Source organism: Sphingopyxis sp. BE235, from assembly GCF_031457175.1.
Taxonomy (GTDB): domain Bacteria; phylum Pseudomonadota; class Alphaproteobacteria; order Sphingomonadales; family Sphingomonadaceae; genus Sphingopyxis.
Map to the genome: position 1 here is coordinate 760,427 of NZ_JAVDWC010000001.1, position 24,972 is coordinate 785,398.

General features: G+C 65.2%; 30 protein-coding genes. 19 read left to right on the forward strand and 11 right to left on the reverse strand.

What is annotated here, in order from left to right; translation table 11 throughout:
• Positions 1-46 precede the first annotated feature (46 nt).
• Complete coding sequence (locus tag J2X38_RS03685; protein WP_310251448.1) at positions 47-304, forward strand: hypothetical protein; 258 nt, start codon at positions 47-49, stop codon at positions 302-304.
• 83 nt (positions 305-387) lie between these two features.
• Complete coding sequence (locus J2X38_RS03690) at positions 388-882, forward strand: GNAT family N-acetyltransferase (protein WP_310251450.1); 495 nt, start codon at positions 388-390, stop codon at positions 880-882.
• Here the strand turns inward: J2X38_RS03690 and J2X38_RS03695 are convergent.
• A complete protein-coding gene (locus tag J2X38_RS03695) occupies positions 879-1,325 on the reverse strand; it encodes an NfeD family protein (protein WP_310251451.1) in 447 nt (148 codons plus the stop codon). The two genes, J2X38_RS03690 and J2X38_RS03695, sit on opposite strands and share 4 nt — an antisense overlap.
• Position 1,326: 1 nt before the next feature.
• Positions 1,327-2,238: an SPFH domain-containing protein gene (locus J2X38_RS03700; protein ID WP_058536902.1), complete on the reverse strand. Its 912-nt coding sequence runs from the start codon at positions 2,236-2,238 to the stop codon at positions 1,327-1,329.
• Positions 2,239-2,317: 79 nt separating this feature from the next.
• Between J2X38_RS03700 and J2X38_RS03705 the strand changes: the two genes are divergently transcribed.
• A complete protein-coding gene (locus J2X38_RS03705; protein WP_310251454.1) occupies positions 2,318-3,133 on the forward strand; it encodes a CoA ester lyase in 816 nt (271 codons plus the stop codon).
• A gap of 64 nt (positions 3,134-3,197) precedes the next feature.
• Positions 3,198-4,700 (forward strand): M28 family peptidase, encoded by a 1,503-nt coding sequence (locus J2X38_RS03710; protein WP_310251456.1) that lies wholly within the window; start codon positions 3,198-3,200, stop codon positions 4,698-4,700.
• A gap of 99 nt (positions 4,701-4,799) precedes the next feature.
• Here the strand turns inward: J2X38_RS03710 and J2X38_RS03715 are convergent, their stop codons facing one another.
• Positions 4,800-6,173, reverse strand: coding sequence for a class II 3-deoxy-7-phosphoheptulonate synthase (locus tag J2X38_RS03715; RefSeq protein WP_310251458.1), 1,374 nt, complete (start codon positions 6,171-6,173; stop codon positions 4,800-4,802).
• A gap of 258 nt (positions 6,174-6,431) precedes the next feature.
• On the opposite strand from J2X38_RS03715, the gene J2X38_RS03720 reads away from it, so the two are divergent.
• The 4 genes from J2X38_RS03720 to J2X38_RS03735 all read left to right on the forward strand — a co-directional run bounded on the left by J2X38_RS03720 (position 6,432) and on the right by J2X38_RS03735 (position 9,528).
• A complete protein-coding gene (locus J2X38_RS03720; RefSeq protein WP_310251460.1) occupies positions 6,432-7,106 on the forward strand; it encodes a cyclic nucleotide-binding domain-containing protein in 675 nt (224 codons plus the stop codon).
• A gap of 72 nt (positions 7,107-7,178) precedes the next feature.
• Positions 7,179-7,529, forward strand: a complete 351-nt coding sequence (locus J2X38_RS03725) for an ArsC family reductase (RefSeq protein WP_310251462.1) — start codon at positions 7,179-7,181, stop codon at positions 7,527-7,529.
• On the forward strand, positions 7,526-8,602 hold the full coding sequence (locus tag J2X38_RS03730) for a glycerophosphodiester phosphodiesterase (protein ID WP_310251464.1): 1,077 nt from the start codon (positions 7,526-7,528) through the stop codon (positions 8,600-8,602). Before J2X38_RS03725 ends, J2X38_RS03730 begins: the two co-directional genes overlap by 4 nt.
• A complete protein-coding gene (locus tag J2X38_RS03735; RefSeq protein ID WP_310251466.1) occupies positions 8,599-9,528 on the forward strand; it encodes an aldo/keto reductase in 930 nt (309 codons plus the stop codon). The genes J2X38_RS03730 and J2X38_RS03735 overlap by 4 nt, the downstream gene beginning before the upstream one ends.
• Before the next feature lie 59 nt (positions 9,529-9,587).
• Here J2X38_RS03735 and J2X38_RS03740 read toward each other — a convergent pair whose 3' ends face one another.
• Positions 9,588-9,809, reverse strand: coding sequence for a helix-turn-helix transcriptional regulator (locus J2X38_RS03740; protein WP_310251468.1), 222 nt, complete (start codon positions 9,807-9,809; stop codon positions 9,588-9,590).
• Between the two features lie 39 nt (positions 9,810-9,848).
• Positions 9,849-10,268, reverse strand: coding sequence for a hypothetical protein (locus tag J2X38_RS03745; RefSeq protein ID WP_310251470.1), 420 nt, complete (start codon positions 10,266-10,268; stop codon positions 9,849-9,851).
• A 128-nt stretch (positions 10,269-10,396) separates the two neighbouring features.
• On the opposite strand from J2X38_RS03745, the gene panB reads away from it, so the two are divergent.
• The 6 genes from panB (at position 10,397) to J2X38_RS03775 (ending at position 15,701) form a co-directional block, all read left to right on the forward strand.
• Entirely contained in the window at positions 10,397-11,260 is an 864-nt protein-coding gene (gene panB, locus J2X38_RS03750; RefSeq protein ID WP_058536894.1) for a 3-methyl-2-oxobutanoate hydroxymethyltransferase, read from the forward strand.
• 111 nt (positions 11,261-11,371) lie between these two features.
• Positions 11,372-12,181 carry a tetratricopeptide repeat protein gene (locus tag J2X38_RS03755; protein ID WP_058536893.1) on the forward strand — a complete coding sequence of 270 codons (810 nt, stop codon included), beginning with the start codon at positions 11,372-11,374 and terminating at the stop codon, positions 12,179-12,181.
• Position 12,182: 1 nt separating this feature from the next.
• Positions 12,183-13,517 carry a PQQ-binding-like beta-propeller repeat protein gene (locus tag J2X38_RS03760; RefSeq protein WP_058536892.1) on the forward strand — a complete coding sequence of 445 codons (1,335 nt, stop codon included), beginning with the start codon at positions 12,183-12,185 and terminating at the stop codon, positions 13,515-13,517.
• 46 nt (positions 13,518-13,563) lie between these two features.
• Positions 13,564-14,955, forward strand: coding sequence for a ribosome biogenesis GTPase Der (gene der, locus J2X38_RS03765; RefSeq protein WP_058536891.1), 1,392 nt, complete (start codon positions 13,564-13,566; stop codon positions 14,953-14,955).
• Complete coding sequence (locus J2X38_RS03770; protein ID WP_310251474.1) at positions 14,952-15,179, forward strand: sulfurtransferase TusA family protein; 228 nt, start codon at positions 14,952-14,954, stop codon at positions 15,177-15,179. The genes der and J2X38_RS03770 overlap by 4 nt, the downstream gene beginning before the upstream one ends.
• Before the next feature lie 117 nt (positions 15,180-15,296).
• Positions 15,297-15,701, forward strand: a complete 405-nt coding sequence (locus J2X38_RS03775) for an Hpt domain-containing protein (protein ID WP_197411390.1) — start codon at positions 15,297-15,299, stop codon at positions 15,699-15,701.
• On the opposite strand, the gene J2X38_RS03780 is transcribed toward J2X38_RS03775, so the two are convergent.
• Positions 15,695-16,933 carry a DUF418 domain-containing protein gene (locus J2X38_RS03780; protein ID WP_310251477.1) on the reverse strand — a complete coding sequence of 413 codons (1,239 nt, stop codon included), beginning with the start codon at positions 16,931-16,933 and terminating at the stop codon, positions 15,695-15,697. The two genes, J2X38_RS03775 and J2X38_RS03780, sit on opposite strands and share 7 nt — an antisense overlap.
• Before the next feature lie 129 nt (positions 16,934-17,062).
• On the opposite strand from J2X38_RS03780, the gene J2X38_RS03785 reads away from it, so the two are divergent.
• Positions 17,063-17,842, forward strand: a complete 780-nt coding sequence (locus J2X38_RS03785) for a Coq4 family protein (RefSeq protein ID WP_058536889.1) — start codon at positions 17,063-17,065, stop codon at positions 17,840-17,842.
• A 33-nt stretch (positions 17,843-17,875) separates the two neighbouring features.
• Here J2X38_RS03785 and J2X38_RS03790 read toward each other — a convergent pair whose 3' ends face one another.
• Positions 17,876-18,523: a flavodoxin family protein gene (locus tag J2X38_RS03790; RefSeq protein ID WP_310251480.1), complete on the reverse strand. Its 648-nt coding sequence runs from the start codon at positions 18,521-18,523 to the stop codon at positions 17,876-17,878.
• A 135-nt stretch (positions 18,524-18,658) separates the two neighbouring features.
• Between J2X38_RS03790 and J2X38_RS03795 the strand changes: the two genes are divergently transcribed.
• On the forward strand, positions 18,659-18,985 hold the full coding sequence (locus J2X38_RS03795) for a helix-turn-helix domain-containing protein (protein ID WP_058536887.1): 327 nt from the start codon (positions 18,659-18,661) through the stop codon (positions 18,983-18,985).
• A 6-nt stretch (positions 18,986-18,991) separates the two neighbouring features.
• On the opposite strand, the gene J2X38_RS03800 is transcribed toward J2X38_RS03795, so the two are convergent.
• The 4 genes from J2X38_RS03800 to J2X38_RS03815 form a co-directional block, all read right to left on the reverse strand.
• Positions 18,992-19,729 carry a DUF72 domain-containing protein gene (locus J2X38_RS03800; RefSeq protein WP_310251484.1) on the reverse strand — a complete coding sequence of 246 codons (738 nt, stop codon included), beginning with the start codon at positions 19,727-19,729 and terminating at the stop codon, positions 18,992-18,994.
• 20 nt (positions 19,730-19,749) lie between these two features.
• Positions 19,750-21,993 carry a phosphoribosylformylglycinamidine synthase subunit PurL gene (gene purL, locus J2X38_RS03805; protein WP_310251485.1) on the reverse strand — a complete coding sequence of 748 codons (2,244 nt, stop codon included), beginning with the start codon at positions 21,991-21,993 and terminating at the stop codon, positions 19,750-19,752.
• 84 nt (positions 21,994-22,077) lie between these two features.
• Entirely contained in the window at positions 22,078-22,374 is a 297-nt protein-coding gene (locus J2X38_RS03810; protein ID WP_310251487.1) for a hypothetical protein, read from the reverse strand.
• Between the two features lie 130 nt (positions 22,375-22,504).
• Complete coding sequence (locus tag J2X38_RS03815) at positions 22,505-23,167, reverse strand: hypothetical protein (protein WP_310251489.1); 663 nt, start codon at positions 23,165-23,167, stop codon at positions 22,505-22,507.
• Positions 23,168-23,239: 72 nt separating this feature from the next.
• On the opposite strand from J2X38_RS03815, the gene J2X38_RS03820 reads away from it, so the two are divergent.
• The 3 genes from J2X38_RS03820 to coaD are packed head-to-tail and all read left to right on the forward strand — an operon-like array spanning position 23,240 to position 24,948.
• Complete coding sequence (locus tag J2X38_RS03820; protein ID WP_058536882.1) at positions 23,240-23,515, forward strand: exodeoxyribonuclease VII small subunit; 276 nt, start codon at positions 23,240-23,242, stop codon at positions 23,513-23,515.
• A gap of 45 nt (positions 23,516-23,560) precedes the next feature.
• The gene (locus tag J2X38_RS03825) at positions 23,561-24,442 is read left to right on the forward strand and encodes a farnesyl diphosphate synthase (RefSeq protein ID WP_310252681.1); all 882 of its coding nucleotides are present in this window, start codon (positions 23,561-23,563) and stop codon (positions 24,440-24,442) included.
• Complete coding sequence (gene coaD / locus J2X38_RS03830; protein ID WP_058536881.1) at positions 24,442-24,948, forward strand: pantetheine-phosphate adenylyltransferase; 507 nt, start codon at positions 24,442-24,444, stop codon at positions 24,946-24,948. The genes J2X38_RS03825 and coaD overlap by 1 nt, the downstream gene beginning before the upstream one ends.
• The last annotated feature ends 24 nt before the right edge of the window (positions 24,949-24,972 follow it).

A 24,972-nucleotide genomic window follows, 5' to 3' on the forward strand; every position in this document is an offset into this window, starting at 1 on the left:
CCGGATCCGCGACTGGCCGCATTATCACACCGATATATGGCGCAACGTGCAGGGCAGCCCCGATGCGGTGTTGATCGACGGGCGCTTTCGGGTCGCGTGCCTGTTGCAGGCGATCATCCACTGCAAACCCGACTGCGTCTTTCTGTTCCACGATTTTCAGGACCGGCCGCAATATCATGGCGTGCTTCGCCATGTCGATGTGCTGGCGCGCGTCGACACGCTCGCGGTGATGCGCGCGAAGCTGCAGGTCGACGGCACGGCGGTGCTGCACGACCTGTTCGACCATTATCTGATCCCCGATTGACCGCCCGCGCCGGCTTGGGCACACCCGCGCCCATGTCGACCGAACCCAGATTTATCGCACCTCCCGTCATTAAAACCGAACGCTTGCGCCTGCGCCCGGGGCGCCTGTCCGACAAGGACGTCCATATCGAGATGTGGGCCGACGAACGCGTCACGCGCTTCATCGGCGGCGAACCGCGCGCGCCCGACGTGAGCTGGGGGAAGTTCCTGAGCTCCGCCGGACTGTGGCCGGTGATGGGCTTCGGTTATTGGGTCTTCGCCGACCGCTCGAGCGATGCGCTCGTCGGCATGGGCGGCTTAAGCTATTTCTGCCGCGGCATGCCCGAACTCGAAGGAATGCCCGAGGCGGGCTGGGCGTTCGATGCCGATCATTGGGGCGCCGGCTATGCGACCGAAGCGATGACCGCGGCGCTCGGCTGGGCCGACGCGAACCTCGACGCCAAGGAAGTGCGCTGCATCATCGACCTCGGTAACGACGCGTCGGAACGCGTGTCGGCGAAGCTCGGCTTTCGCCGCATCGGCGAAAGCGACGCATTGGGGCATGTCGTCGCGATCTATTCGCGTCCGAAGGGCGGCTAAACCGCCTCGACCACCAGCACGTTTCCATCGGCGCTGACGACGCGAACCTTCGCACCTTCGGCCACATCGGGACCGCGCACCGGCCATTCGCCGTCGCCGACCTTCGCGCGGCCGCGCCCGTCCTCGATCGCCTGGGTCACCGTCAGCACTTCACCGATCAGGCGGCCGCCGCGCTGGTTGAGATGCGGGTCGGCCGACGTGATCGGGTTCGCTTTCAGCCAGCGGCGCGCGCCATAGAGTGCGATGAACGACAGCACGGCAAAAACGCCGAGCTGTACGGGAATGGTCAGCGGGACGATCCACGCGATCGCGCCCGTGACGATCGCGGCGGCACCCAACCAGATCAGGAAGAACCCCGGCGCGACGATCTCGGCCGCGGCGAGCAGCACGCCGAGCGACAGCCACGCCCAATGCGGTTCCATGTTGGTCAGCCAGTCGGGCATGTCAGGCTTCCTTGCGTTCGAGCGCGTCGCGCGCGAGCTCGCCGATCCCGCCCAATGTGCCGATCAGCTGCGTCGCCTCGACCGGGAACAGGATCGTCTTCGCGTTCGGGCTCGTTGCGAACTGGCTCACCGCCTCGACATATTTCTGCGCGATGAAATAATTGATCGCCTGCGCGTTGCCGCCCGCGATCGCGTCGGACACCATCTGCGTCGCCTTGGCTTCGGCCTCGGCCTCGCGTTCGCGCGCCTCCGCGTCGCGGAACGCGGCTTCGCGGCGGCCCTCGGCCTGCAGGATCTGACCCTGCTTCTCGCCCTCGGCGCGCAGGATTTCCGACGCCCGCATGCCTTCGGCTTCGAGGATGTTGGCGCGCTTTTCGCGCTCCGCCTTCATCTGCCGCGCCATCGCGTTCGAAATGTCGGCGGGCGGGCGGATGTCCTTGATCTCGACGCGGGTGATCTTGACCCCCCACGGCGACGTCGCCTCGTCGACCACGACCAGCAGTCGCGCATTGATATGGTCACGCTTCGACAGCGTTTCGTCGAGGTCCATCGACCCCATCACGGTACGCAGGTTCGTGGTCGTCAGGTTCATGATCGCCAGATACAGGTCGCTGACCTCATAAGCGGCCCGCGCCGCATCGAGCACCTGGAAAAAGACGACGCCGTCGACCGCGACCATCGCATTGTCCTTGGTGATGATTTCCTGGCCGGGAATGTCGAGCACCTGCTCCATCATGTTCACCTTGCGACCGACGCGGTCGAAGATCGGCATGATGAAGTTCAGTCCCGGCTGCGCGGTGTGCGTGTAGCGGCCGAAGCGTTCGATCGTATAGGCAAAGCCCTGCCGGACCGGGGTCAGCGCCCAGATCAGGAACACCAGTGCCAGAACTACCAGTGCAAGTGCGAAATACATCGAATACCCCCTCAGCAATTTCCGTCTTCAACCGCCTTCCTTATTGCGGCAATGGTCCGGCTGCGCCACAGAAAAGCATATGACGCCAAGTGACTATCCGCCGCGCTCCCTGCTCTATGTCCCCGGATCGAACGCGCGCGCGCTCGAAAAGGCGGGCGGGCTCGCCGCCGACATGCTGATCATCGACCTCGAGGATGCGGTGCCCGCCGACCGCAAGCACGAAGCGCGCGCCGCGATGCGCGCGGCGGTCGCGGCAGGCTTTCCGGGCAAGCGCGTGGCGGTGCGCGTGAATGCGACGGGAGCGGCCGAACAGGCGGCCGACATCGCCGCGATTGCCGGGCTGAAGCTCGACGCGCTGGTGCTGCCGAAAGTCGATGCTCCGTCTGATCTCGACCCGCTGCGCGGCCTCGGTCTGCCGGTCTTCGCGATGATCGAGACGCCGGCGGCGATCTATGCCGCGCGCGACATCGCCGCCGATCCGGCAGTCAGCGGCTTGATCGCCGGGCTCAACGACCTCGCGCACGAGCTCAAACTGCCCGACGGGATGGATCGCGGGGCGATGAGCCATGCGATCCAGGCGATCGTCCTCGCTGCGCGCGCGGGCGGCGTCTGGGGTTTCGACGGCGTCTATAATGCGATCGACGATGCCGAGGGCTTCGCGGCCGAGGCGGCCGAAGGACAACGGCTCGGTTTCGATGGCAAGACGTTGATCCACCCGGCGCAGGTCGATCCGTGCAACACCGCCTTTGCCCCGTCCGAACGTGAGGTCGCGGCCGCCGAGGCGCTCGTCGCGGCGGCGACGGGCGGGGCCCAGCGTCACGACGGGCGGATGATCGAGGATATGCATGTCGCGGCGGCGCGGGCGCTGCTCGAACGCGCGGGGAGAGCCACCTGACGCCGTTCGTCTTTCGACGAACGCGCCTTGCCGGAGCGCGGCGGAAATGCCATGCGGCGGCGCCATGAAAACCACCCGTTTCCACGCCGCCGTCGCGGCCATCGCCCTTCTTGCCATCGCTCCCGCCGCTTCGGCGGCGCCCGCCAAGGGCGACGCGCCGATCACCGAGGCCCAGCTCGCCGATCATATCAAGGTGCTGGCGAGCGATGCGTTCGAAGGCCGCGCCCCGGGAACCGAGGGCGAGGATCGCACGATCGCCTATATCGTCGGCGAATGGGCGAAGGCGGGGCTCGAAGCCGTTCCGGGCAGCGCAACGCCCTGGCTCCAGCCGGTGCCTTTCGTCGAAACGCAGGCGCTCGGCGGCAGCGCAAAGTTCAAGGTCAATGGCCGCGACTTCGCGCTGGAGGATGACGGCATCATCCTGAGCAGCCGCGACGCGTCGGCCTCGTTCGCCGATCTTCCCGCCGTCTTCGTCGGCTATGGCGTCGACGGCGCGGGCAAGGTCAATGCCGACGTCAAGGGCAAGCTCGCGATCATGCTGTTCGACAATGTCCCCTTCGGTGACAAGCTGCCGCGCTATCGCGAACGGCGCCAGATGCTCGCCGATGCCGGCGCGAGCGCCGTGCTGGTGATCGCCACCGACGCGGTGCCGTGGGCGCAGCTCCGCGAAAGCGCCGGCGCCAAGTCGATGCGCCTTGCGGGCGCCAAGCCGGGCGCGCCGGTCAGCGGCTTCCTGTCGCTCGAGGCGGCCGATGCGCTGCTCAAAAAGGCGGGGCAGGATGGCGGCGCGCTCCGCGAAGCCGCGAAATCGCCCGATTACAAGGGCGCGGTCCTGCCCGTGACCGCCGACATCACGGCGAAATCGACCGCGCGTTCCTTCGCCAGCAACAATATCATCGCCAAGCTTCCCGGCGCCAGGCCCGACGGCAAGGCGATCCTGTTCCTCGGCCACTGGGACCATCTCGGCATTTGCGAGCCCGAAGGCGCTGCCGATCGCATCTGCAACGGCGCGGTCGACAATGCGAGCGGCATTGCGGTGCTGATCGAGGTCGCCAAGCGGCTGGGCTCGGGCACGCGTTCCGACCGCGATATCTATTTCATGGCGACGACGGCCGAAGAAAAGGGCCTGCTCGGCGCGCATTATTTCGCCGATCATCCGGTCGTGCCGCTGTCGGATATCACCGTCGCGCTCAACATCGACACGATCGCGATTTCGCCGCGCGGCACGCCGGTCGCGACGATCGGACGCGGCAAGCCCGCCTATGACGCCGTGGTGCGCGAGGCGGCGAAGAAGCTCGGCCGCAGGCTTGACGAGGATGGTGAGGCCGACGCCTTCATCCAGCGGCAGGACGGCTGGGCGCTCGGCGCCAAGGGCGTGACGTCGCTGATGGTCGGGGGCAGCTTCTCGGACATGAAGCTGCTCGAAGCCTTCCTCGGCAGCGATTATCACAGCGCCGCCGACAATTTCTCCGACAAGATCCCGCTCGGCGGCGCCGCTGAGGACGCCGATCTGCATGTCGCGATCGGCCGGGCGTTCGCCGATACCAAGCGCTGGCCGGGCAAATAATAGAAAGAATAGACGTCGCCCCCCGCGAAAGCGGGGGCCGCTATCGGCGTAGCGCAAGGCTGCCAGCGCCCCCCGCTTTCGCGGGGGCGACGCTAATGATCAGGCCGCCTGCTTGGCGCGGTCGGCCATTTCCTGATTGAGCATTTCGGCGAGCAGGAACGCGAGTTCGAGGCTCTGCCCCGCGTTGAGCCGCGGATCACAATGCGTGTGGTAGCGGTCGGCGAGATCCATCTGGGTCACGTCCATCGCGCCGCCGGTGCATTCGGTGACATTCTGGCCGGTCATCTCGATATGGATGCCGCCGCCATGCGTGCCCTCGGCGCGGTGCACGGCGAAGAAGCCGCGCACTTCGGCGAGGATGCGCTCGAACGGGCGCGTCTTGTAGCCGTTGGGCGTCTTGATGACATTGCCGTGCATCGGGTCGCACGACCAGACGACCGGATGGCCCGATTCCTTCACCGCGCGCACCAGCTTGGGCAGATGCGCTTCGATCTTGTCGTGGCCGTAACGCGTGATCAGCGTCATGCGGCCCGCGACATGGTTCGGGTTGAGCGTGTCGAGCAGGCGCAGCAGCACGTCGGGCTCGAGGCTCGGGCCGCATTTCATGCCGACCGGATTGCCGATCCCGCGCAGATATTCGATGTGCGCCGAGCCCTCGAAGCGGGTGCGGTCGCCGACCCACAGGAAGTGGCCCGAGGTGTCGTACCAGCCGCCGGTCAGGCTGTCCTGCCGCGTCAGCGCCTGCTCATAGGGCAGCAGCAGCGCCTCGTGGCTGGTGTAGAAGCTGGTGCCCTTGATCTGCGGCACCGTTTCGGGGGTCACGCCGCATGCTTCCATGAAGGCGAGCGCTTCGGAAATCCGCGCCGCGGTCTCCTGATATTTCTTCGCCCACGGGCTGCGGTCCATGAAGTCGTGCGTCCAGGCGTTGACCTGATGCAGGTTCGCATAACCGCCGTTCGCGAAGGCGCGCAGCAGGTTCAGCGTCGCCGCCGACTGGTTATACGCCTTGACCATGCGCTGCGGGTCGGGCTCGCGGCCCGCTTCCTCGAACGCGATGTCGTTGATGATATCGCCGCGATAGCTCGGCAGCGACACGCCATCGATATCTTCCAGGTCGGCCGAGCGCGGCTTGGCGAACTGGCCCGCCATCCGGCCGAGCTTTACGACGGGCATCTTCGACGCGAAGGTCAGCACGACCGCCATCTGGAGCAGCACGCGGAAAGTGTCGCGGATGTTGTTCGGATGGAATTCGGCAAAGCTTTCGGCGCAATCGCCACCCTGCAACAGGAACGCCTTGCCCTCGGCCACGCGGGCCAGGTCGGCGGTCAGGTCGCGCGCCTCGCCGGCAAACACCAGCGGCGGATAATTGCTGAGCTCGCGCTCGGCGGCGGCCAGCGCATCGGCGTCGCGATAGGTGGGAAGCTGGCGGGCTTCGTGCGAGCGCCAGCTATGCGGTTGCCAGTTTTTTGTCATCTGCCTAATCTTTTCGCGTTCGAATCGAGCGCCACATGGCGCCTATGCCGCGCGGAAGCAATGTTTCCGGCACGATCAAACCCGAAAATTAGCATTATCGTGACATCTGCGCACCTATGCTTTTCTTGAGAGACCAAAACTGGTAGTTTATTACACGCTGCGGAAATGCGATTAGCCTCGCGCGACCAAGGCTTTTGGCTATCGACAACGTTATACACCCGTGACCCGGGCCTGGGTCTCGATGCGAAGCGATTGGCTATGAGTTTCGATTCCGCATGGTTCCTCTATGGGGCGCTGCTGCTCCTGTTGGCGACAAGTTTTGTCGTGCGGATCGACTATGTCCGCATCGGCCTTGCCGCGGCGGCGTTGGTGGCTTTGCCCTTGACCTTGTTTCGCGGGCCCGACGTCGGTTCCAGCCTGCTCGTGCTCGCAATCCTCGTCGTCAACATCGGCATTTTGGCGCGGCTGTGGCTGCGCGGCACGAAGGTGTTGTTTTCGCCTGAAGAAGAGGAATTGCGGCGCCAGCATTTTTCCGGCCTGGGCACCGCGGCCGCGCGCGATCTGATCGATCAGGGGCACTGGATTTCGGCAAAGCGCGGCGAGGTGCTGATCCGCGAGAATCAGGCGGCACCCAGCCTCTTCTATCTGGCCGAGGGACAAGTTGCGATCCTGCGCGACGGCGCCGAGATCGGGAGGCTCTCGGACGGCGCGCTGATCGGCGAAGCGACGGTGCTCGATGGCGCGCATGCGACCGGGACGGTGACGCTTGGCAGTAACGCCCGGTTGTGGTTCGTTCCCGCCGCGGCGCTGCGCGCCTATCTGGCGGCCAATCCCGGGATCGCGGGCGCGCTCCACGAGGGTTTTGCGCGCGCGCTTCGCGGCAAGTTGGCGAGCGCGAACACGCGCATCGCCGAGCGGTCGGTAATTTCTTGAGCCCAACCTTTTCTGGAGTCCGACCTTTCCCGGCCTCGAAACTGCAACCGGCGCCTGCTAAGTCCTCGGTCCATGACGATGATTCTCTATGGCATTTCGAACTGCGACACGGTGAAGAAGGCGCGGCGCTGGCTCGACGAGCAGGGCGTTGCCTATCGCTTTCACGACGTGCGCAAGGATGGGCTCGACGCCGCGCGGCTGCAGGACTGGATCGACGCGCTCGGTTGGGAAAAATTGCTCAACAAGGCCGGGACGACCTTTCGCAAGCTGCCCGATGCCGAGAAGGAAGGTCTCGACGCTGCGGCCGCCAAGGCATTGATGCTCGACCAGCCGGCGATGATCCGCCGCCCGGTCGTCGAGGCCGCGGGCAATATCAGCGTCGGCTTTTCGGCCGATGACTGGCAGGCGCGTTTTGCGGCATGATCCGGTCGCTCGCGGCGCTACTGGCCTTCATGCTGCTCGCCGGTTGCGGGGCTGATGCCGTGACCGCGCAGCCGACGCTCGATGGCCAGCCGCCGATCGTGATCGCGCATCGCGGCGCGTCGGGCGAACGCCCCGAACATACGCTGGCGGGTTACAAGCTCGCGATCGACCTTGGTGCCGATTATATCGAGCCCGACCTGGTGCTGACCAAGGACGGCGTGCTTGTCGCGCGGCATGAGAATGAGATTTCGGAAACGACCGACGTCGCCGCACATCCCGAATTTGCTGCCCGCAAGGCGACGAAAACGATCGACGGGCAGGAGGTCAGCGGCTGGTTCACCGAAGATTTCACACTGGCCGAACTCAAGACGCTGCGCGCGCGCGAAAGGCTGCCGAAGCTGCGCAGCACCGAATATGACGGGCAGTTCGAAATCCCGACCTTCGAGGAAATTCTGACCCTGCTCGCCGAGGTCAACAAGGACCGGAAGAAGCCTGTCGGCGTCTATCCCGAAACCAAGCACCCGAGCTATTTCGTGTTGATCGGCCTGCCGCACGAGGCACCGTTGCTCGCGGTGCTCGATCGCTTCGGTTATCGCGGCCGCACCGCGCCGGTGTTCATCCAGAGCTTCGAGGTCGGCAATCTGATGGACCTGCGCGCCAGGAGCGACCTGCCGCTGATCCAGCTGATGGATGGCGAGGGCGGACCCGCCGACCGGCCGGGCACCAGCTATGCTGCCATGACGTCGCCCGCGGGGCTGAAAATGATCGCCGCTTATGCCGACGGCATCGGCCCCAACAAGGCGATGGTGATCCCGCGCGGCGCGCTCGGCCGGCTCGGCAAACCCACCGACCTCGTGCGCGATGCGCATGCCGCGGGGCTCAAGGTCCATCCGTGGACGTTCCGCCGCGAAAATTATTTCCTGCCGCTGGACGACAAGGGCGGGGTCAATCCGGCCGGACATGGTGATCTCGCGGGTGAAATCGCCGCTTATCTGAAGACCGGTATCGATGGCCTGTTCAGCGACAATCCGCGCGAAGCGGTGGCGACGGTAAGGAAGGAAAGCGGACAATGACCGAAAGAGCCTTGGGCCAGAGCGGCCTGTCGATCCGGCCCTTCGTCCTCGGCGGCAATGTCTTTGGCATGACCGCGGGGCGCGATGCGAGTTTTGCCGTTCTCGACCGCTTCGCCCTGCTTGGTGGCGGGATGATCGACACCGCCGACGTCTATTCGGCGTGGGTTCCCGGCCACAAGGGCGGCGAATCCGAAAGCATGATGGGCGCGTGGCTGAAAGAAAGGGGCGCGCGGGACAGCGTGCTGATCGCGACCAAGGTCGGGATGATGCCCGGCGGGCTGAAGCCTGACCGCATTCGCGAGGCCGTGCAAGGTTCGCTCGACCGGCTCGGCACCGACGTCATCGACCTCTATTTCGCGCACAAGGACGATCCCGACGTGCCGCTCGACGAAGTGCTCGGCGCCTTTGCCGAGCTGGTCGACGCCGGGATCGTGCGCGCGATCGGGGCGTCGAACTATTCGGCCGACCGTTTGGCCGAGGCGCTGCGGGTGGCGGACGAAAGGGGTCTGCCGCGCTTCACCGCGATGCAGCCCGAACTCAACCTGCTCGACCGCGACCAATATGAAGGCGCGCTGCAACAGCTTTGCATCGACGAGGGGCTGGGGGTCGTCACCTATTTCAGCCTCGCCTCGGGCTATTTGTCGGGCAAATATCGCAGTGCCGACGACCTTGGCAAAAGTCCGCGGGGCGCGCGCGTCAAACCCTATCTGGGCGGCAAGGGGCCGGCGGTGCTGGCCGCGATGGACCGCATCGCGGCGGAAACGGGCGCCACCCTGTCGCAGATCGCCCTCGCATGGGTTGCCGCGCAACCGGGCGTGACCGCGCCGATCGCCAGCGCGACGTCGGTGGAGCAGCTGGACGAGCTGATGGGCAGCCTCGACCTTCGCCTCAGCGACGAGCAGCTCGCGGCGCTCAGCGCGGCCTAAGGCCCGGCCCGACACGACCGGGGAGGGGCATCGGTCCGGGCCCGCGCGGCCGCGCTGTCTCAATCGCGGGCGTCATCCCACTGGAATACGACCTCGAGCGGCTTGTCGAAAACGTGCGCGATCCGGAACGCGACCTCGAGCGACGGCGAATATTTGCCCTGCTCAATCGCCGCGATCGTCTGCCGGGTCACGCCGACACGGTCGCCAAGCTCGCCCTGCGTCATTTCGTCGGCGAGGAAGCGGAGCGTGCGAATGTCGTTGGTGAAAGGCGGCCTAGCCATGCGGGCCTCGACGATGGGCTGTCCGAGCGTTGCCAATCCTCATGCGCCGGTCCGATAGAAACGGATCTGCAGTCCCAGCCGGACGAGTTCGGCGACCACGGCGGCCGCCAGAACGGCGTTGAGCACCAGCACCAGGTCGCGCGTGATGTGCGCGAGCGCGAAACAGCCGGCAAGCCCGGCGATCAGGACATAATAAGCGAAGCCGCTGGCGTGCCGCGTGATATTGCGGTCGCGCTCGTCGGCGGGGGCATTTGCATCCCGGGGTCGCATCACCGCAAACAGCGTCGCCGCAGTCGTCATGACGATCGTGAAGATGATCGCCAGCGCGATCAGCAATCCCGCCTGTGCCGCCATGCCCTCGCGGTCGCCGACACCATAAGGGAAAATCCAGAAATAGGCTGAAAAGCCGAGCAGGATCACCGCAAAGCTCAGCCAGTCGATTTTTTCGCGAAACGCCATCCTGCGAATCTCCAATGTTCGTTCTGTCTGACTTTATGTTAAAAATATATAACATGGAGTCAAGCAGGATTACCATTGCTGCTCTTCGACCTTTCGCTCGGGCCCACGAGGGGCTAGACCCCCGCCCCATGTCCACGCTCCCGAAAACGCTCACCTTCGACACATCGACCAGCCGCGCCAATCCGACGCCGCAGCCGATGAAACGCCTCACCGTACCGCGCATTCGCCAGCGCAAGGGCGGCGAACCGCTCGTGATGCTCACGGCCTATACCGTCCGCATGGCGCAGCTGCTCGACCCGCATTGCGACATGCTGCTCGTCGGCGATTCGCTCGCGCAGGTGATCTACGGCCTGCCGCACACCGTCGGGGTGACGATGGACATGATGGCGCTGCACGGCGCCGCCGTCGTGCGCGGCAGCTATCACGCCGCGGTAATCGTCGACATGCCGTTCGGCAGCTATGAAGGCAGCCCGCAGCAGGCGTTCGACAATGCCGCGCGGCTGCTCAAGGAAACCGGCGCGGCGGCGGTGAAGGTCGAGGGCGGCAAGGTGCTGGCCCCGACGATCGAATTCCTAACCCAGCGCGGCATTCCGGTGATGGGTCATGTCGGACTGACCCCGCAGGCGGTGAACATCCTTGGCGGCTATGGCGTACGAGGCAAGAGCGAGGAAGAAGCGCGCTCGATCGTCGAAGACGCGATTGCCGTCGCACAGGCCGGCGCCTTTTCGATCGTGATCGAAGGCGTGCTCGAATCGATCGCGATCGAGATCACGAACAAGGTCGATTGCCCGACGATCGGTATCGGCGCTTCGGCAGAGTGCGATGGCCAGGTGCTCGTCACCGACGACATGCTCGGCATGTTCGAACGCGTTCCCAAGTTCGTGAAGCGCTATGGAAATATGGCGAGCGTCGTCGAAGGCGCGGTCAAGGACTATGCCGACGAAGTCAGGTCCCGTTCATTCCCGACCGAGGATCAGACCTACGCAGGTTGAAGGCTCGGCGATCCGCGCAAAGTGAAACGCTTGGCCTTTTTCCGTGCTGTCGCTAAGGAAGCGACCGGCGGGACGCGTGCCCAGAGCCATGACGAGTATATGGAGGTTTGATTGGCGCTGAGCCCGACGAATGATGCCGCGCTGTTGCAGGAAGTCGACGAAGCCGTCCGCAAGGACCGGCTCGATACGATCATGCAGCGCTATGGCCGCTGGATCATCGGCGGCGTCATCGCCGCCCTGCTGGCGTTCGGCGGCTATCTCTTCTGGAGCCACCAGCAGGATGCCGCGCGCGGCGAGCAGGCCGAAGAATTGATCGCGGCGTTCGAAAAGCTCGGCACCAACCAGCCGCGCGCCGCGGCGACCGATCTGCAGAAGCTCGCCGCCGAAGGCGATCCCGCCTATCGCGCGGTCGCGCAGATGCAGCAAGCGAACATCAAGGCGCAGACCGGCGATCTGAAGGCCGCCGCCGCCCTGATGGCGAAAGTCGCCGCCGATACGAAGCTCGACCAGGCGCTGCGCGATCTCGCGCTGATCCGCCAGACGGCGTTCGAATATGACACGCTGAAGCCCGAAGTGGTGATCGCGCGGATGAAGCCGATGGTCGATGCGAAGGATCCGGCGTCGAGCTGGTTCGCGAGTGCCGCCGAACTGTCGGCGACCGCGCATTACCAGCTGGGCCAGTTCGACCAGGCCGGCGCGCTGTATGGCCGCATCGCCAAACTGCCCAATGTGGCCAAATCGCTGCAATCGCGCTCGGTGCAGATGGCGGGGATGCTCGGCGTCGATGCGGTCGCGGACCGGGCGGACGAAAGCGCCGCAGCCGAAAACAAGGGCGCGGCGCAAGCCGCCGCCGCCGGGGACCAGAAAGGCAATGCCGCGCCAAAGGCCGCTGCAGCCGCAAAGACTGAGGAAGCCAATTAATATGCGGAAAGCGCGTTTCGGAATTTATGCGGCGCTGCTCGCGCTGCCGCTGACGGCATGTGGGGTGCTGAAGGGCGACGGTCCGCCAAAGACCCCGACGGTCGGTGACCGCGTCTCGATCCTGTCGAACGACAACAGCGTCAAGGTCGATCCGGCCACCGCGTCGATCGCGGTCGTGCTGCCCGAACCGGCGGTCAACGCCGCCTGGGCGCAGTCGGGCGGCAACGCATCGAAATCGATGGGCCATCCGGCGCTCGCCGCGACGCGGACGAAGCTGTGGGAAGCCAATATCGCGGGCAGCACCAACAAGCAGCGGATCGCCGCCTCGCCGGTGATCGCCGACAACCGCCTGTTCGTCGTCGATACCGACGCCGTGGTCACCGCCTTCGCCGCCGACACCGGCGCGAAATTGTGGAGCGTGCCGATCGGCAGTACCGGCAAGGATTTCAAGGCGTCGCTGTTCGGCGGCGGCGCCGGGGTCGACGGCAATGTCGTTTATGCGACCAGCGGCGTCGGTGACGTCGCGGCGCTGAACGTCGCCGACGGATCGGTGATCTGGAAGGTGAAGCCCGCGGGCCCGCTGCGCGGCGCGCCGACGATTGCCTTTGGCGGTGTCTATGTCATCAGCCAGGACAACCAGATTTTCGCGCTCAACGCCGCCGATGGTGCGGTGCAGTGGCAGGCCACCGCATCGGCAGAGGCGGGCAGCGTGTTCGGTGCCGCCTCGCCCGCGGCGGGGCAGGGGACGATCGTCGCCGGCTTCTCGTCGGGCGAGGTCCAGGCCTATCGTTACGAAAACGGCCGCGACCTGTGGGAAGACGCGCTCGCGCGCACCTCGATGGCGCTGTCGGTGTCGACGCTCACCGACGTCGACGCCGATCCGGTCGTCGATCGCGGCCGCGTCTTCGCGCTCGGGCAGGGTGGCCGTATGGCGAGCTATGAACTCGTCACCGGCCAGCGCAGCTGGGAAATCTCGATCGCCGGCATCTCGACGCCTTATGTCGTCGGCGAATGGGTCTATGCGATGACCGACGACGCCAAACTGCTGGCCGTCGCGCGCGCGAACGGCAAGGTGCGCTGGCTGCAACAGCTCGCACGCTTCCGCGTCGAAACCGAAAAGAAGAAGAAGGACCCGATCCGCTGGACCGGACCGATTCTCGCCGGCGGCCGTCTGATCGCGGTCAACAGCGAGGGCGTCTTGTCGGAATTCTCGCCGACCGACGGCTCGCTCCTCGGTACGACCGAATTCAAATCGCCGCTGTCGCAGGCCCCCGTGGTTGCGAACAATATTTTGTACGTCCTCGCGGACGACGGGCAGATCACGGCCTGGCGCTGATACAGCGTCCGGGCCGGGGCGGCCCGGTGTAATAGGGATAAGTCTCATGTCGCGATTCGCGACGATTGCCATTGTCGGCCGGCCCAATGTCGGCAAATCGACGCTGTTCAACCGGCTGGTCGGCAAGCGCCTTGCGCTCGTCGACGACCAGCCCGGGGTGACGCGCGACCGCCGCGAGGGTGACGGGCATCTGCTCGGCCTCGATTTTCGCATCGTCGATACCGCGGGTTTCGAGGATTATGACGCCGCGACCTTGCCCGGCCGCATGCGCGTGCAGACCGAAAAGGCGGTGCGCGAGGCCGATGCGGCGCTGTTCATGATCGACGGCCGCGCCGGCGTGACCCCGCTCGACGAGGAAATCGCGCGCTGGCTGCGTAGCGAGGACACGCCGATCATCCTCGTCGTCAACAAGGCCGAGGGGAAACAGGGCGAAAACGGCTTGATGGAGAGCTATTCGCTCGGCTTCGACAATCCGATCGCGCTCAGCGCCGAGCATGGCGAAGGCGTCGTCGATCTGTTCGACGCGCTGCGCCCGATCGTCGATGCATTTGACGCCGCCGCGTTCGAAGCGGTGCCCCCGCGGGTCGAAGGCGACGAAGAGGATGAAGACGCGCCGCTCGGTCCGCTGAAGCTCGCGATCGTCGGCCGCCCCAATGCGGGCAAGTCGACGCTGATCAACCGCATGATTGGCGAGGACCGCCTGATCACCGGGCCCGAAGCCGGGATCACGCGCGATTCGATCCGCGTCGACTGGCAGTGGGAGAAAGACGGCGAGGTCCACGAGATCCAGCTGTTCGACACCGCGGGCATGCGAAAGCGCGCCAAGGTGGTCGAAAAGCTCGAGAAGCTCTCGGTCGCCGACGCGCTCCACGCGGTCGATTTCGCCGAGGTCGTCGTCCTGCTGCTCGACGCCACCAAAGGCCTTGAGTCGCAGGATCTGCACATCGCCGACCGGGTGTTGCAGGAAGGCCGCGCGCTGATCGTCGCGCTCAATAAATGGGATGTCGCCGAAGACCCGTCGTCGTTGTTCAACGGCGTGCGAACCGCGCTCGAAGACGGGCTCAGCCAGGTCAAGGGCGTTCCGGTTCTCAGCATTTCGGGCGCGACGGGCAAGGGCATCGACACGCTGGTTCGCGTTGCGTTCGAACAGCGCGCGATCTGGACCAACCGCGTCTCGACCGCGAAACTCAACCGCTGGTTCGAAAATGCGGTCGAAAACAACCCGCCGCCGGCACCCGGCGGCAAGCGGATCAAGCTCCGCTATATCACGCAGGCGCGCACCCGGCCGCCGACGTTCGTCGTTTTCGGCACCCGGACCGATAGCTTGCCCGGAAGCTACACGCGCTATCTGGTCAATGGCATGCGCAAGGAACTGGGGTTCCAGGGCGTTCCAGTGCGCCTCAACTTCCGCAATTCGCGCAATCCCTATGATGAATGACGACGCCTAAGACATTGGGCGCGCTGGTCGTCGATGCCCGCGGAATGCGCTGCCCCTGGCCCGCGCTCAGGCTCGCGCGCGCGATGCGCGATGCGTCCGACGTGCTGCTGATCGCCGACGATCCGCAGGCGGGGCGCGAGGTTGCGGCGCTTGCGGGCGAGCATGGCTGGTCGGTCGAGACCGATGCGTCCGCTGACGAAGGACGTTGGCGCGTCCGCCGCTGACCCAAAACGGGGCGACTTTCTTCGCAGCACCCCTGACACCGTAACGTCTTTTTTACCCAACCTCGGCATGGACCGGTTGGGACCACGGCCGAATTTGAACACCAAGGGACTAAAGCATTGGACGAAATCCTGGTCGATTGGGATGAGTTTCGCGCGACGCGCACCCAGTTGGGCGCCGCGTTCGTACGGATTCTCGGCTATTTTCGCGAAGACGGCACCAAATCGGTTGCCGCGATCGAAGAGGCAATGCGCGCGCGCGATGCCCGCGGCCTCGTCATGCCCGCGCACACGCTGAAAAGCGAAGCGCGGCAGTTCGGCGGCGAGAAACTCGGCGCGCTCGCCGAGGATATCGAAGTCTTCGCGCGCCATTGCGTCGAAAGCCAGACCAGCCCCGAAGAATATCTGCCGCGCGTCGTCGAACTGCGCCGGCTGTTCGAGGAGACGCTCGGCGCGCTCGAACGCGAAGCGAACCCACTCGTCCAGCGCCGTCCGACGGGTTTTGGCCGCGCGGTCGGCTACTGACGCATCGGTTGCAGCGACCCGCGCGCGAGGCTGCGCCACAGCCATTCGAGCGGGCCATAGCGATAGCGGTCGAGCCACGGCTTCGACCAGAGTAGCATGACCGCCCACATGCCGGCGCAGAAGAGATAGAGCGTCCAGCGGCCGACGTCGCCGAACAGGCCGATCCCATAGCCATAGAAGATCGTCGTCATCACGATGCTGGTGCCGAGATAGTTGGAAAAGGCCGCGCGGCCCGCTGCCGCGACGCGGGTTATCCAGGCGCTGGCAGCAGCGCGCCGGATCAGCAGCACGAGCAGCGCGGCATAGGCGATGGTCATCATCAGTCGTCCCGGCCCCGCCCACGCCATGAAGGCATTGACCGCGACGAGATAGTCGAAGCCCGCGCGCCACTGGAGCCAGCCGACGAGCAATGTCAGCAGCACGCCGGGAGGCAGCCAGCGCAGCGCGATCCGCCGGTAGTCGGCCGCCGCCCATGCCCCCGTCAGGAAGCCGTTGCGGAACAGCGCCATGCCGAGCATCATCAGCGGCAGCGTCTCCCATATCGTCATCAGCACGCCGACGAACGGATTGATCGCGGTATCGAGCCGTGAGTTGAGGATCGGAAGATAGGGGCCACGATAGAGCGTGAGTTCCTCGGTCACCTCGCCGTCGATCTTGGCATATTCGGCGCGAACCTCGCGCCCCGCCTCGGCCATCGACGACGCGGGGTTGTCGGCGGCATTTCCGACCGCAAGCTGCGCGCCGAAGAAGAGCGACGTCAGGACGACACCGAGGGTGAAGATGCCCAGCGCCCATTTGATCAGCCGGCGCGGTTCCCACGCGCGGAAGCGGAAGGCGACGCAGCCGACGGCGGCATAAAGGAACAGGATGTCGCCCCACCAGAGGAAGAAATAATGGCAGAGACCGAAGACCGCGAGCCACGCCATCCGGCGGTAATGGACCGAGCCCGGATCCTGTCCCGACGCCGCCGCGCGGTCGACGATCAGGAGCATGCTCGCGCCGAACAGGATCGAGAACAGCCCGCGCATCTTGCCGTCGAAGAGGAGGAAGCCGAGCGCCCAGGCGGCGATGTCGGCCCCGGTTTCGCCGCCATAGGCCTTGGGCGAAACATAGGCCATTTCGGGCATCGCAAAGGCGGCGATGTTCATCGCCAAAATGCCCATCACGGCGAAGCCGCGCAGCGCGTCGAGGGTGACGAGGCGTTCGCTTGCAACTTGTCTGTCTTCGCGCATATCGCCCTCCACTGTATTATTCGCCTATAACGGTTGGGGCGACGATCCGTCCAGCGCTTTAACCTACTATTGACATCTATGTCAGTAATGCTATCTGAGCATCATCACCTGATTCGGACGAGGCCAGCCATGACCCCCACCATCTTCTCCCACCCCGACCGCCAGCCGCAGAAGTTCCGCCCGTTCAAGGCGTTCCAGCACTTCCGCAAGCTGATCGCGGACAAGGAAGACACCGAGCAGGTGTTCCACATCTTTGAAAATTTGCCGCGCAAGGGCTTCATGGACGACGCGCGCGCTTTCGTCGAAAGCGATTTCGGCCAGAAGCTGATGGAACGCGAACCCTATCTGCCCGACCTGCTCGACGACCATGCATGGATCGACGAACTGCCCGAGGGCAGCGTCGGCCACGCCTATGTCACCTTCATGCGCCGCGAAGGCCTCTCGGCCGCGGGGCTCGTCGCCGAAAGCGACAAGATGGGCCGTCCCAAGTTCGACGATCAGGTGCAATGGTACAGCAATCGCCTGCGCGACACGCACGATCTGTTCCACATCCTGACCGGCTATGGCCGCGACGCACTCGGCGAACAGTGCGTGCTCGGCTTCACCTATGGCCAGACCGGCAACTACGGCAATTTCTTCATCGCCTATGCCGGCGGTTATGAGGTGAAGCGCGGCGTCAAAAGCGACGCGCCGGTGTTCGGCGCGATCCGCCAGGGCCAGCGCCACGGCAAGGCGGCGAAGGCGATCATCGAGCAGGACATCCGCTCGCTGCTCGCCGAACCGCTCGAAGCCGCGCGTGCGCGGCTGGGGATCGGCGAGCCGACGCTCTATCAGGAAGCGCACCGCGCTTACCGCAACCGTGGGATCGATCCGTACAACTTCCTCGCGGCAAAGGCTGCGATGGCCTGAACTGTCCCCGGCGAAAGCCGGGGAACCCGGTGCTCAGCCTACGCTTTCCGGCCAGACGCGCGGGCTGCGCGGCGTCTCCAGCCTGTAGTCGGAATAGGAGCGCGAAAATATCTCGCGGCCCAGGCGTTCGGCGTCGCCGACCGGGTTCGCCGGATCGTTTCGCACTTCGCCGCGGCTGTTGCCGGCCCCGCGCACTACGTTGACGAAGTCCGAATTGGTGTAGCGGGAAAATTCCTGAATCTGGTGGATAATGCCGAGCGCGACGCCGGGATATGTTTCCTCGGACGCGAGCACCAAGCCGAGCCGTTTGCCGGCCATCGCCGCAAGCGCGTCCTGCGAGCCCGGATAGGAGGCCGCATAATAGCAGAAGCTGCGATCGAAGAACGCCTTGATCTGGGCGGACACGCCGTACCAATAGATGGGCGAACAAAAGATCACCCCGCGCGCGGGCAAAAACTCGTCGAAGAACAGCGCGCGATACGGGTCGTTTATCGCGCATTCGCCATCGGGGCGGCGGCATTGGCGGCAATCGCGCAGAAACCCCGAAATATGGTCATCCAGAAATCGCAGTGCGACATCGCTGCCCGCCGCCTCGGCGCCGCGCCGAACGGCGTCGGCAAGCGTCGCGGTGTTTCCGTTCCGGCGTGGGCTTCCGACAAGAATGAGCAGTTTTTCCGGCATATCGATCGATCCTTTCGCGTGGGACACGGCACGGCTGCCATGTCTTGTTGACGAAAAGGGGTGGCGTGGTACTTTCGATTGATCAACTACCTACTATTTTGTCAGGTACGCACTTTCAGGTAAGAATTGGTGATCATGTCGACGCGCAATCAACCCTATAATGACGGTCTCGGGCCGGTGTTCGCGATTATCGGTGGGAAGTGGAAGGCGCTGATTCTTTGGGAGCTTCACGGCACCCCGGTGCGCTTCGGCGCGCTCAAGCGGCGTATCGACGGAATCAGCGAAAAGATGCTGATCCAGCAATTGCGGGAAATGGAAGCCGATGGCCTGGTCCACCGCGAGATGTTCCATCAGGTTCCGCCGCGTGTCGATTATTCGGTGACCCCCTTGGGCGCATCGCTCAACGAAGCGCTGACGCCGCTATGCGAGTGGGGGAAACATAATCTGCCCGGCGGCCGGTGATGTTGGTCAGTCGAGCTTCGCGATCAGCGCTTGCGCAGCGGCGGGGTTGCGAACCTTCGCGCCGGATATGAAGAAGATATAGACGTCGCGGTCGCCGACCGCCCAATCCTTGGCGCGCTTCGCCCAATGGTCGAGCGCCTTCGCATCATAGCCGGTTTCGACATCGTCCTGACTGCGCTGGAGCCGCGCATAGGTGAAGTCGGCGGTCTGTTCGTCGATGCAGGGAAACTCGTCGCTGTCGGCGAAGACGACCGCCATGTTCCGTTCGCGCACCATGTCGATAAAGGCTTGATCGCGGAAGCTTTCGTCGCGCACCTCGATCGCGTGGCGCAGCTTCAGGCCGTCCTGCGTATCGGGAAGCAGATCGAGGAAGCCCGCGAAATCGTCGCGGTCGAATTTTTTCGTCGCCATGAACTGCCAGTGGATCGGGCCGAGCCGGTCGCCGAGCCGCGTCAGCCCCTGCGTCAGAAATTTCTCGATCGATGCCGCGCCTTCCGCCAGCACCTTGCGGTTGGTCGTGAAGCGTGACGCCTTGACGCTGAACTGGAACCCGTCGGGCACCGACTCCGCCCAATTGGCGAAGGTTTCGGGCTTCTGGCTGCCATAATAGGTGCCGTTGATCTCGATGCCGGTCAGATGCTGGCCGGCATATTCGAGCTCGCGCTTTTGCGCGAGGCCGGCGGGGTAGAAGGGGCCGCGCCACGGTTCGAAGGTCCAGCCCCCGATGCCGACATAGATGCTCATTGGCCCCTCACTTTCAGCTATTATGCGAGCGCCGCGTCGGCCCCCATCAGGTTGGGGAAGAAGCCTTCATGCGCTTCGCGCAGTTCGGCGAGCGTGACCTGATGGTCGCTGCCTTCGAGTTCGAAGACGATGCGATCCTTGATCGTGCGGCCGACCGGATCGACCGGCACGTCGGCGCGGCCCGCGGCGTCGAGGAAGTCGGCGAGGCAGGTGTCGCACACCGTCACGAGGTAAAGCCCCTGATCCTCGCCGAAGAAGCTTTCGGCGACGCCGAACGGCTGTTCTTCGCTCACGAGCACCCCGATGTTCGACTTCAGCGCCATTTCGGCGAGCGTCACCGCCATGCCGCCGTCCGATACGTCGTGACAGGCGGTGATCCAGCCGGCGTTGATCGCGCCGCGGATGAAGTCGCCGGTGCGCTTTTCGGCGCGAAGGTCGACGGGCGGCGGCGGGCCTTCCTCGCGGCCGAGGATTTCGCGGAGCCACACCGACTGGCCGAGGTGGCCGGCGCGTTCGCCGACCGCGAGCACGATGTCGCCGGTGCGCTTGAAGCCGATGCCGACCGCTTTCCCGAGATCCTCGATCACGCCGACGCCGCCGATCGCGGGTGTCGGCAGGATCGCGCTGCCGCCGCCGGTCGCCTTGCTCTCATTATAGAGGCTGACGTTGCCCGACACGATCGGATAGTCGAGCGCGATACACGCCTGTGCCATGCCGTCGAGACAGCCGACGATCTGGCCCATGATTTCGGGGCGCTGCGGGTTGGCGAAGTTCAGGCAGTTGGTGATCGCGAGCGGGGTCGCGCCGACCGCGCTGATGTTGCGCCAGGTTTCGGCGACCGCCTGCTTGCCGCCCTCGACGGGGTCGGCATAGCAATAGCGCGGGGTACAGTCGGTCGACATCGCGAGCGCGCGGTTGGTGCCGTGGATGCGGACGAGCGCGGCGTCGCCGCCGATCTGCACCGTGTCGCCGCCGACCTGGCTGTCATATTGTTCCCAGATCCAGCGGCGGCTGGCGATGTCGGGGGTGCCCATCAACGCCTTGAGGTCCGCGGCGACATCCTTCGTCTCGGGGACGTTGGTGAGGTCAGCCTGCTTCGGGGTCGGGACATGCGGGCGATCATAGAGCGGGGCGTCGTCGGCGAGCGGCGCGAGCGGGATGTCGCAGACGATCTCGCCTTTATGCTCGAGCACCATGCGGCCGGTGTCGGTGACGGTGCCGATGACCGCGAAGTCGAGTTCCCATTTGTGGAAGATCGCGGCCGCGAAATCTTCGCGACCGGGCTTCAGCACCATCAGCATGCGTTCCTGCGATTCGGACAGCATCATTTCATAAGCCGTCATGCCGGTTTCGCGCTGCGGCACGTCGTCCATCTTGAGGTGGAGGCCGACGCCGCCCTTCGACGCCATTTCGACCGACGAGCTGGTGAGGCCCGCGGCGCCCATGTCCTGGATCGCGACGATCGCGTCCGACGCCATCAGTTCGAGGCAGGCCTCGATCAGCAGCTTTTCGGTGAAGGGGTCGCCGACCTGTACCGTCGGGCGCTTTTCCTCGGCATCCTCGCCGAAGTCGGCCGACGCCATCGTCGCGCCGTGGATGCCGTCGCGGCCGGTCTTCGACCCGACATAGACGATCGGATTGCCGACGCCTGATGCGGCCGAATAGAAGATCTTGTCCTGTTCGGCGACGCCGACGGTCATCGCATTGACCAGGATGTTGCCGTCATAGGCCTTGTGGAAATTGACTTCGCCGCCGACGGTGGGGACGCCGACGCAATTGCCGTAACCGCCGATGCCGTGGACGACACCCGAGATGAGATGCTTCATCTTCGGATGGTCGGGGCGGCCGAAACGCAGCGCGTTGAGGTTCGCGACCGGACGCGCGCCCATCGTGAACACGTCGCGCAGGATGCCGCCGACCCCGGTCGCCGCGCCCTGATAGGGTTCGATATACGACGGGTGGTTGTGGCTCTCCATCTTGAAGATCGCGGCGAGCTTCTTGCCGCCTTCGCCGGTGCCGATGTCGATGACGCCGGCATTCTCGCCGGGGCCGCAGATCACCCACGGCGCCTCGGTCGGCAGTTTCTTGAGGTGGAGGCGCGAGCTTTTATAGCTGCAATGCTCGGACCACATGACCGAGAAGATGCCGAGTTCGACAAGGTTCGGCTCGCGCCCGAGCGCGTGCAGGACGCGATCATATTCCTCGGGCGAAAGCCCGTGCTCGGCGACGATTTCGGGGGTGATGGCGGGCGCTTGCTGAGTCATGGCGCGCCTTTAGCCGCACAGGCGCAAAACGAACAGACCCCATGATGCATTTTGCACCATGGAGTCTGCGGTCGGAGAGACGGATCAACGCGAGGCGAGGGTAGCCGACGGCTTCACCAGCGGCGCGACGTCGCGCAGCGCGAAGCTGACCTGCTGCGAACCGACGGTGCCGCGCACGCGGTGCTGGCCGACGCGGAGCGTGAACGGCTTGCCGGTGCGTTCCTCGACGCCGCTGATCACGCGCGTGTCGCCGACCTGCGTGACGCTATAGCTGTAGGTGCTGCCTTCATGCTCGAAGCGGTTGGTCGGCGCATCCTTCGCGAAGGCGACGGACGGCGCCAGCGCGAGCAGGCCGAGGGCGGGGAGAATGAATTTTTTCATGATGCAAGTCCTTGTCTGATGAACAAAACTTGCCTTTGAGCCCCTCTCTTCTTGTGCAGTGCAGCATGACCGGCTCGCGCGGCGCGGGCAATTGCAAAAAACAGAAGCGTGATTGCGCGGCGCGAAGGGGTCAGGTGCGGACGGGCACCGCGAACCGCCGGTTGGCGCCCGCCCACGCCGCGGTCCCGGCGAGCAGCGCATAAGCGAAGAGCATCGTCGCGGGGATGGAGAGCGAATAGGCGGGCTCTTTCGGGCCGAACCAGTCGATCGCCTGCGCAAAGGCGAGCAGCCCGGCGAGTATCCAGAGCCGGCGGTTGCCGCCCGGCGCTTCGGTGCGGCGCTGATAATAAAGAAAGGCACCGCCGATCAGCAATATCTCGAGCGGCATCGCGATCAGCGGATGATTCCAGAGCCCGAGCCCCAATTTGGGCGGCATGCCATAGAGCGTCAGATCGGGAATATGGACGAGAAGGTCGATGAACCAGTGCGACACCACGACCAGCGCGGCGCCGATCGCCGCCTCTTTGCGTTTGGTCGCGAACCAGACGAGCACGCCGAAGATCTTCGCCCAGATCAGCGTCCCGAGCAGGCTGTGCGTATAGGGCATGTGGTACAGGTCCATCGGGTTCATCGCGGCGATGCCGGGGACGATCCGCATCGCCTCGATCCCCGGGACCAGCAATGCGGCAAAACCGATATCGATCAGCTGCGCCGCGACGAACAATGTCCCGAGCCCCGCCGCCTTTGGACGGGCCGCGACGATCAGCGCCGGGGCGAAATGGCCGATGAACATGGCGCGACGCTATAGGGCAAAATCACCACGTCAAGCTTGACCGGACGGGGGCGAAGGGGCCAAAGCAGGGCGATGACGGATACCCCCGAACCCGCTCGAGAAGGCTTTGGCGCCGCCGATATCGCCTCGCTGTCGTTCGAAGCCGCGATGGGCGAGCTCGAAACGATCGTGCGAAGGCTCGAGAGTGGCGATGTCAGCCTCGAGGAATCGGTGACGCTCTATGAGCGCGGCCATGCGCTGCGCGGCCATTGCGAGGCGCGGCTCGCCGCGGCGCAGGCGCGCATCGAACAGGTCAGCCTGGGTGCCGACGGCCGACCGGCGGGAACGACCCCCTTCGGCGAAAGCTGATCCACGGTGACGCTCGTCGACAGCGAAGTTTCGCGCGAGAGGCAATTGCTGCTTGCCACCCAGAATGAGGTTGCGGCCGGGATCGACACGCTGTTCGATCAATTGCTCGCCGTTCCGTCCGACCCGCGCGGGCCGCTCTACGAAGCGATGCGCCATGCGGCGGTGGCCGGCGGCAAGCGGCTGCGTCCGCTGCTCGTTCGCGCCGCGGGCGACCTGTTCCACGTCGACCGCATGCTGACCCTGCGCGTCGGGGCGGCGGTCGAGGCGATGCACGTCTATTCGCTGATCCACGACGACCTGCCGTGCATGGACGATGACGACATGCGCCGCGGCAAACCGACGGTACACAAGGCGTTCGACGAGGCGACCGCGGTGCTCGCGGGCGATTCGCTCCACGCGCTCGCGTTCGAATGGCTGTGCGACCCGGTGACGAGCGCCGATCCCTTCGTGCGCGGCGAGCTCTGCTGCGAACTCGCGCGCGCCGCGGGCCCGGCGGGGATGGCGGGCGGCCAGATGATGGATCTCGCCGCCGAGACGTCGAATTTCGACCTGCCGACGGTGACGCGGCTCCAACAGCTCAAGACCGGGGCGCTGATCGCCTTTTCGGTCGAGGCCGGCGCGATCCTCGCGCGCATCCCGCCCGAGGGGCGCGCGCCGCTGCGCGCCTATTCGCGCGACATCGGGCTCGCGTTCCAGATCGCCGACGACATCATGGACGTCGAGGGCGACGAGGCGCTTGCGGGCAAGGCGCTGCACAAGGACGACGCCGCGGGCAAGGCGACCTTCGTCACCTTGATGGGGCTCGAACGCGCGCGCGAACAGGCGACCGCGCTCGTCGACCAGGCGATCGGACATCTCGCGAGTTTTGGCGAAGAGGCGGCGCTGCTGCGCGCGATCGCCCGTTATGTGGTGGAAAGGGACCGTTGATGCGCATTGGGGTTTATCCCGGAACCTTCGACCCGATCACGCTCGGGCATATGGACATCATCCGCCGCGGCGCGAAGCTGGTCGACCGGCTGGTCATCGGGGTCACGACCAATATCACCAAGTCGCCGATGTTCGATGACGACGAGCGCATCGACATGGTGAAGGCCGAGGTCGCGTCGATCGAGGGCGATATCCGCGTCGTCGGTTTCAATGCGCTGCTGATGGATTTCGCCGAGCGCGAGGGGGCGACCATGATCGTCCGCGGGCTGCGCGCGGTCGCCGACTTTGAATATGAATATCAGATGGCGGGGATGAACCAGCAGCTCAACGACCGGATCGAGACGGTGTTCCTGATGGCCGACGTCGGGCTGCAACCGATCGCGTCGCGGCTGGTCAAGGAAATCGCGATCTTCGGCGGCGATATCCGGAAATTCGTGACGCCGTCGGTGCGCGACGCCGTCGTCGCGCGCATCGCCGAGCGGGGGCTCCTCCAGGGCGAGCGCTGATACCGATCATTGAGCGTTCAGCTT

Excerpts from the sequence above, each read along its gene's own strand:
- J2X38_RS03800 (WP_310251484.1), bottom strand. The coding sequence starts at position 19,729 with ATGAGCATCTATGTCGGCATCGGGGGCTGGACCTTCGAACCGTGGCGC.
- J2X38_RS03725 (WP_310251462.1), top strand. The coding sequence starts at position 7,179 with ATGACGATGATTCTCTATGGCATTTCGAACTGCGACACGGTGAAGAAG.
- J2X38_RS03720 (WP_310251460.1), top strand. The coding sequence starts at position 6,432 with ATGAGTTTCGATTCCGCATGGTTCCTCTATGGGGCGCTGCTGCTCCTG.
- J2X38_RS03815 (WP_310251489.1), bottom strand. The coding sequence starts at position 23,167 with ATGTTCATCGGCCATTTCGCCCCGGCGCTGATCGTCGCGGCCCGTCCA.
- J2X38_RS03795 (WP_058536887.1), top strand. The coding sequence starts at position 18,659 with ATGTCGACGCGCAATCAACCCTATAATGACGGTCTCGGGCCGGTGTTC.
- J2X38_RS03710 (WP_310251456.1), top strand. The coding sequence starts at position 3,198 with ATGAAAACCACCCGTTTCCACGCCGCCGTCGCGGCCATCGCCCTTCTT.
- J2X38_RS03715 (WP_310251458.1), bottom strand. The coding sequence starts at position 6,173 with ATGACAAAAAACTGGCAACCGCATAGCTGGCGCTCGCACGAAGCCCGC.
- J2X38_RS03780 (WP_310251477.1), bottom strand. The coding sequence starts at position 16,933 with ATGCGCGAAGACAGACAAGTTGCAAGCGAACGCCTCGTCACCCTCGAC.
- J2X38_RS03810 (WP_310251487.1), bottom strand. The coding sequence starts at position 22,374 with ATGAAAAAATTCATTCTCCCCGCCCTCGGCCTGCTCGCGCTGGCGCCG.
- purL (WP_310251485.1), bottom strand. The coding sequence starts at position 21,993 with ATGACTCAGCAAGCGCCCGCCATCACCCCCGAAATCGTCGCCGAGCAC.
- J2X38_RS03730 (WP_310251464.1), top strand. The coding sequence starts at position 7,526 with ATGATCCGGTCGCTCGCGGCGCTACTGGCCTTCATGCTGCTCGCCGGT.
- J2X38_RS03785 (WP_058536889.1), top strand. The coding sequence starts at position 17,063 with ATGACCCCCACCATCTTCTCCCACCCCGACCGCCAGCCGCAGAAGTTC.
- J2X38_RS03745 (WP_310251470.1), bottom strand. The coding sequence starts at position 10,268 with ATGGCGTTTCGCGAAAAAATCGACTGGCTGAGCTTTGCGGTGATCCTG.
- J2X38_RS03820 (WP_058536882.1), top strand. The coding sequence starts at position 23,240 with ATGACGGATACCCCCGAACCCGCTCGAGAAGGCTTTGGCGCCGCCGAT.
- J2X38_RS03695 (WP_310251451.1), bottom strand. The coding sequence starts at position 1,325 with ATGCCCGACTGGCTGACCAACATGGAACCGCATTGGGCGTGGCTGTCG.
- J2X38_RS03740 (WP_310251468.1), bottom strand. The coding sequence starts at position 9,809 with ATGGCTAGGCCGCCTTTCACCAACGACATTCGCACGCTCCGCTTCCTC.
- der (WP_058536891.1), top strand. The coding sequence starts at position 13,564 with ATGTCGCGATTCGCGACGATTGCCATTGTCGGCCGGCCCAATGTCGGC.
- panB (WP_058536894.1), top strand. The coding sequence starts at position 10,397 with ATGTCCACGCTCCCGAAAACGCTCACCTTCGACACATCGACCAGCCGC.
- J2X38_RS03700 (WP_058536902.1), bottom strand. The coding sequence starts at position 2,238 with ATGTATTTCGCACTTGCACTGGTAGTTCTGGCACTGGTGTTCCTGATC.
- J2X38_RS03790 (WP_310251480.1), bottom strand. The coding sequence starts at position 18,523 with ATGCCGGAAAAACTGCTCATTCTTGTCGGAAGCCCACGCCGGAACGGA.
- J2X38_RS03770 (WP_310251474.1), top strand. The coding sequence starts at position 14,952 with ATGACGACGCCTAAGACATTGGGCGCGCTGGTCGTCGATGCCCGCGGA.
- J2X38_RS03705 (WP_310251454.1), top strand. The coding sequence starts at position 2,318 with ATGACGCCAAGTGACTATCCGCCGCGCTCCCTGCTCTATGTCCCCGGA.
- J2X38_RS03760 (WP_058536892.1), top strand. The coding sequence starts at position 12,183 with ATGCGGAAAGCGCGTTTCGGAATTTATGCGGCGCTGCTCGCGCTGCCG.
- J2X38_RS03735 (WP_310251466.1), top strand. The coding sequence starts at position 8,599 with ATGACCGAAAGAGCCTTGGGCCAGAGCGGCCTGTCGATCCGGCCCTTC.
- coaD (WP_058536881.1), top strand. The coding sequence starts at position 24,442 with ATGCGCATTGGGGTTTATCCCGGAACCTTCGACCCGATCACGCTCGGG.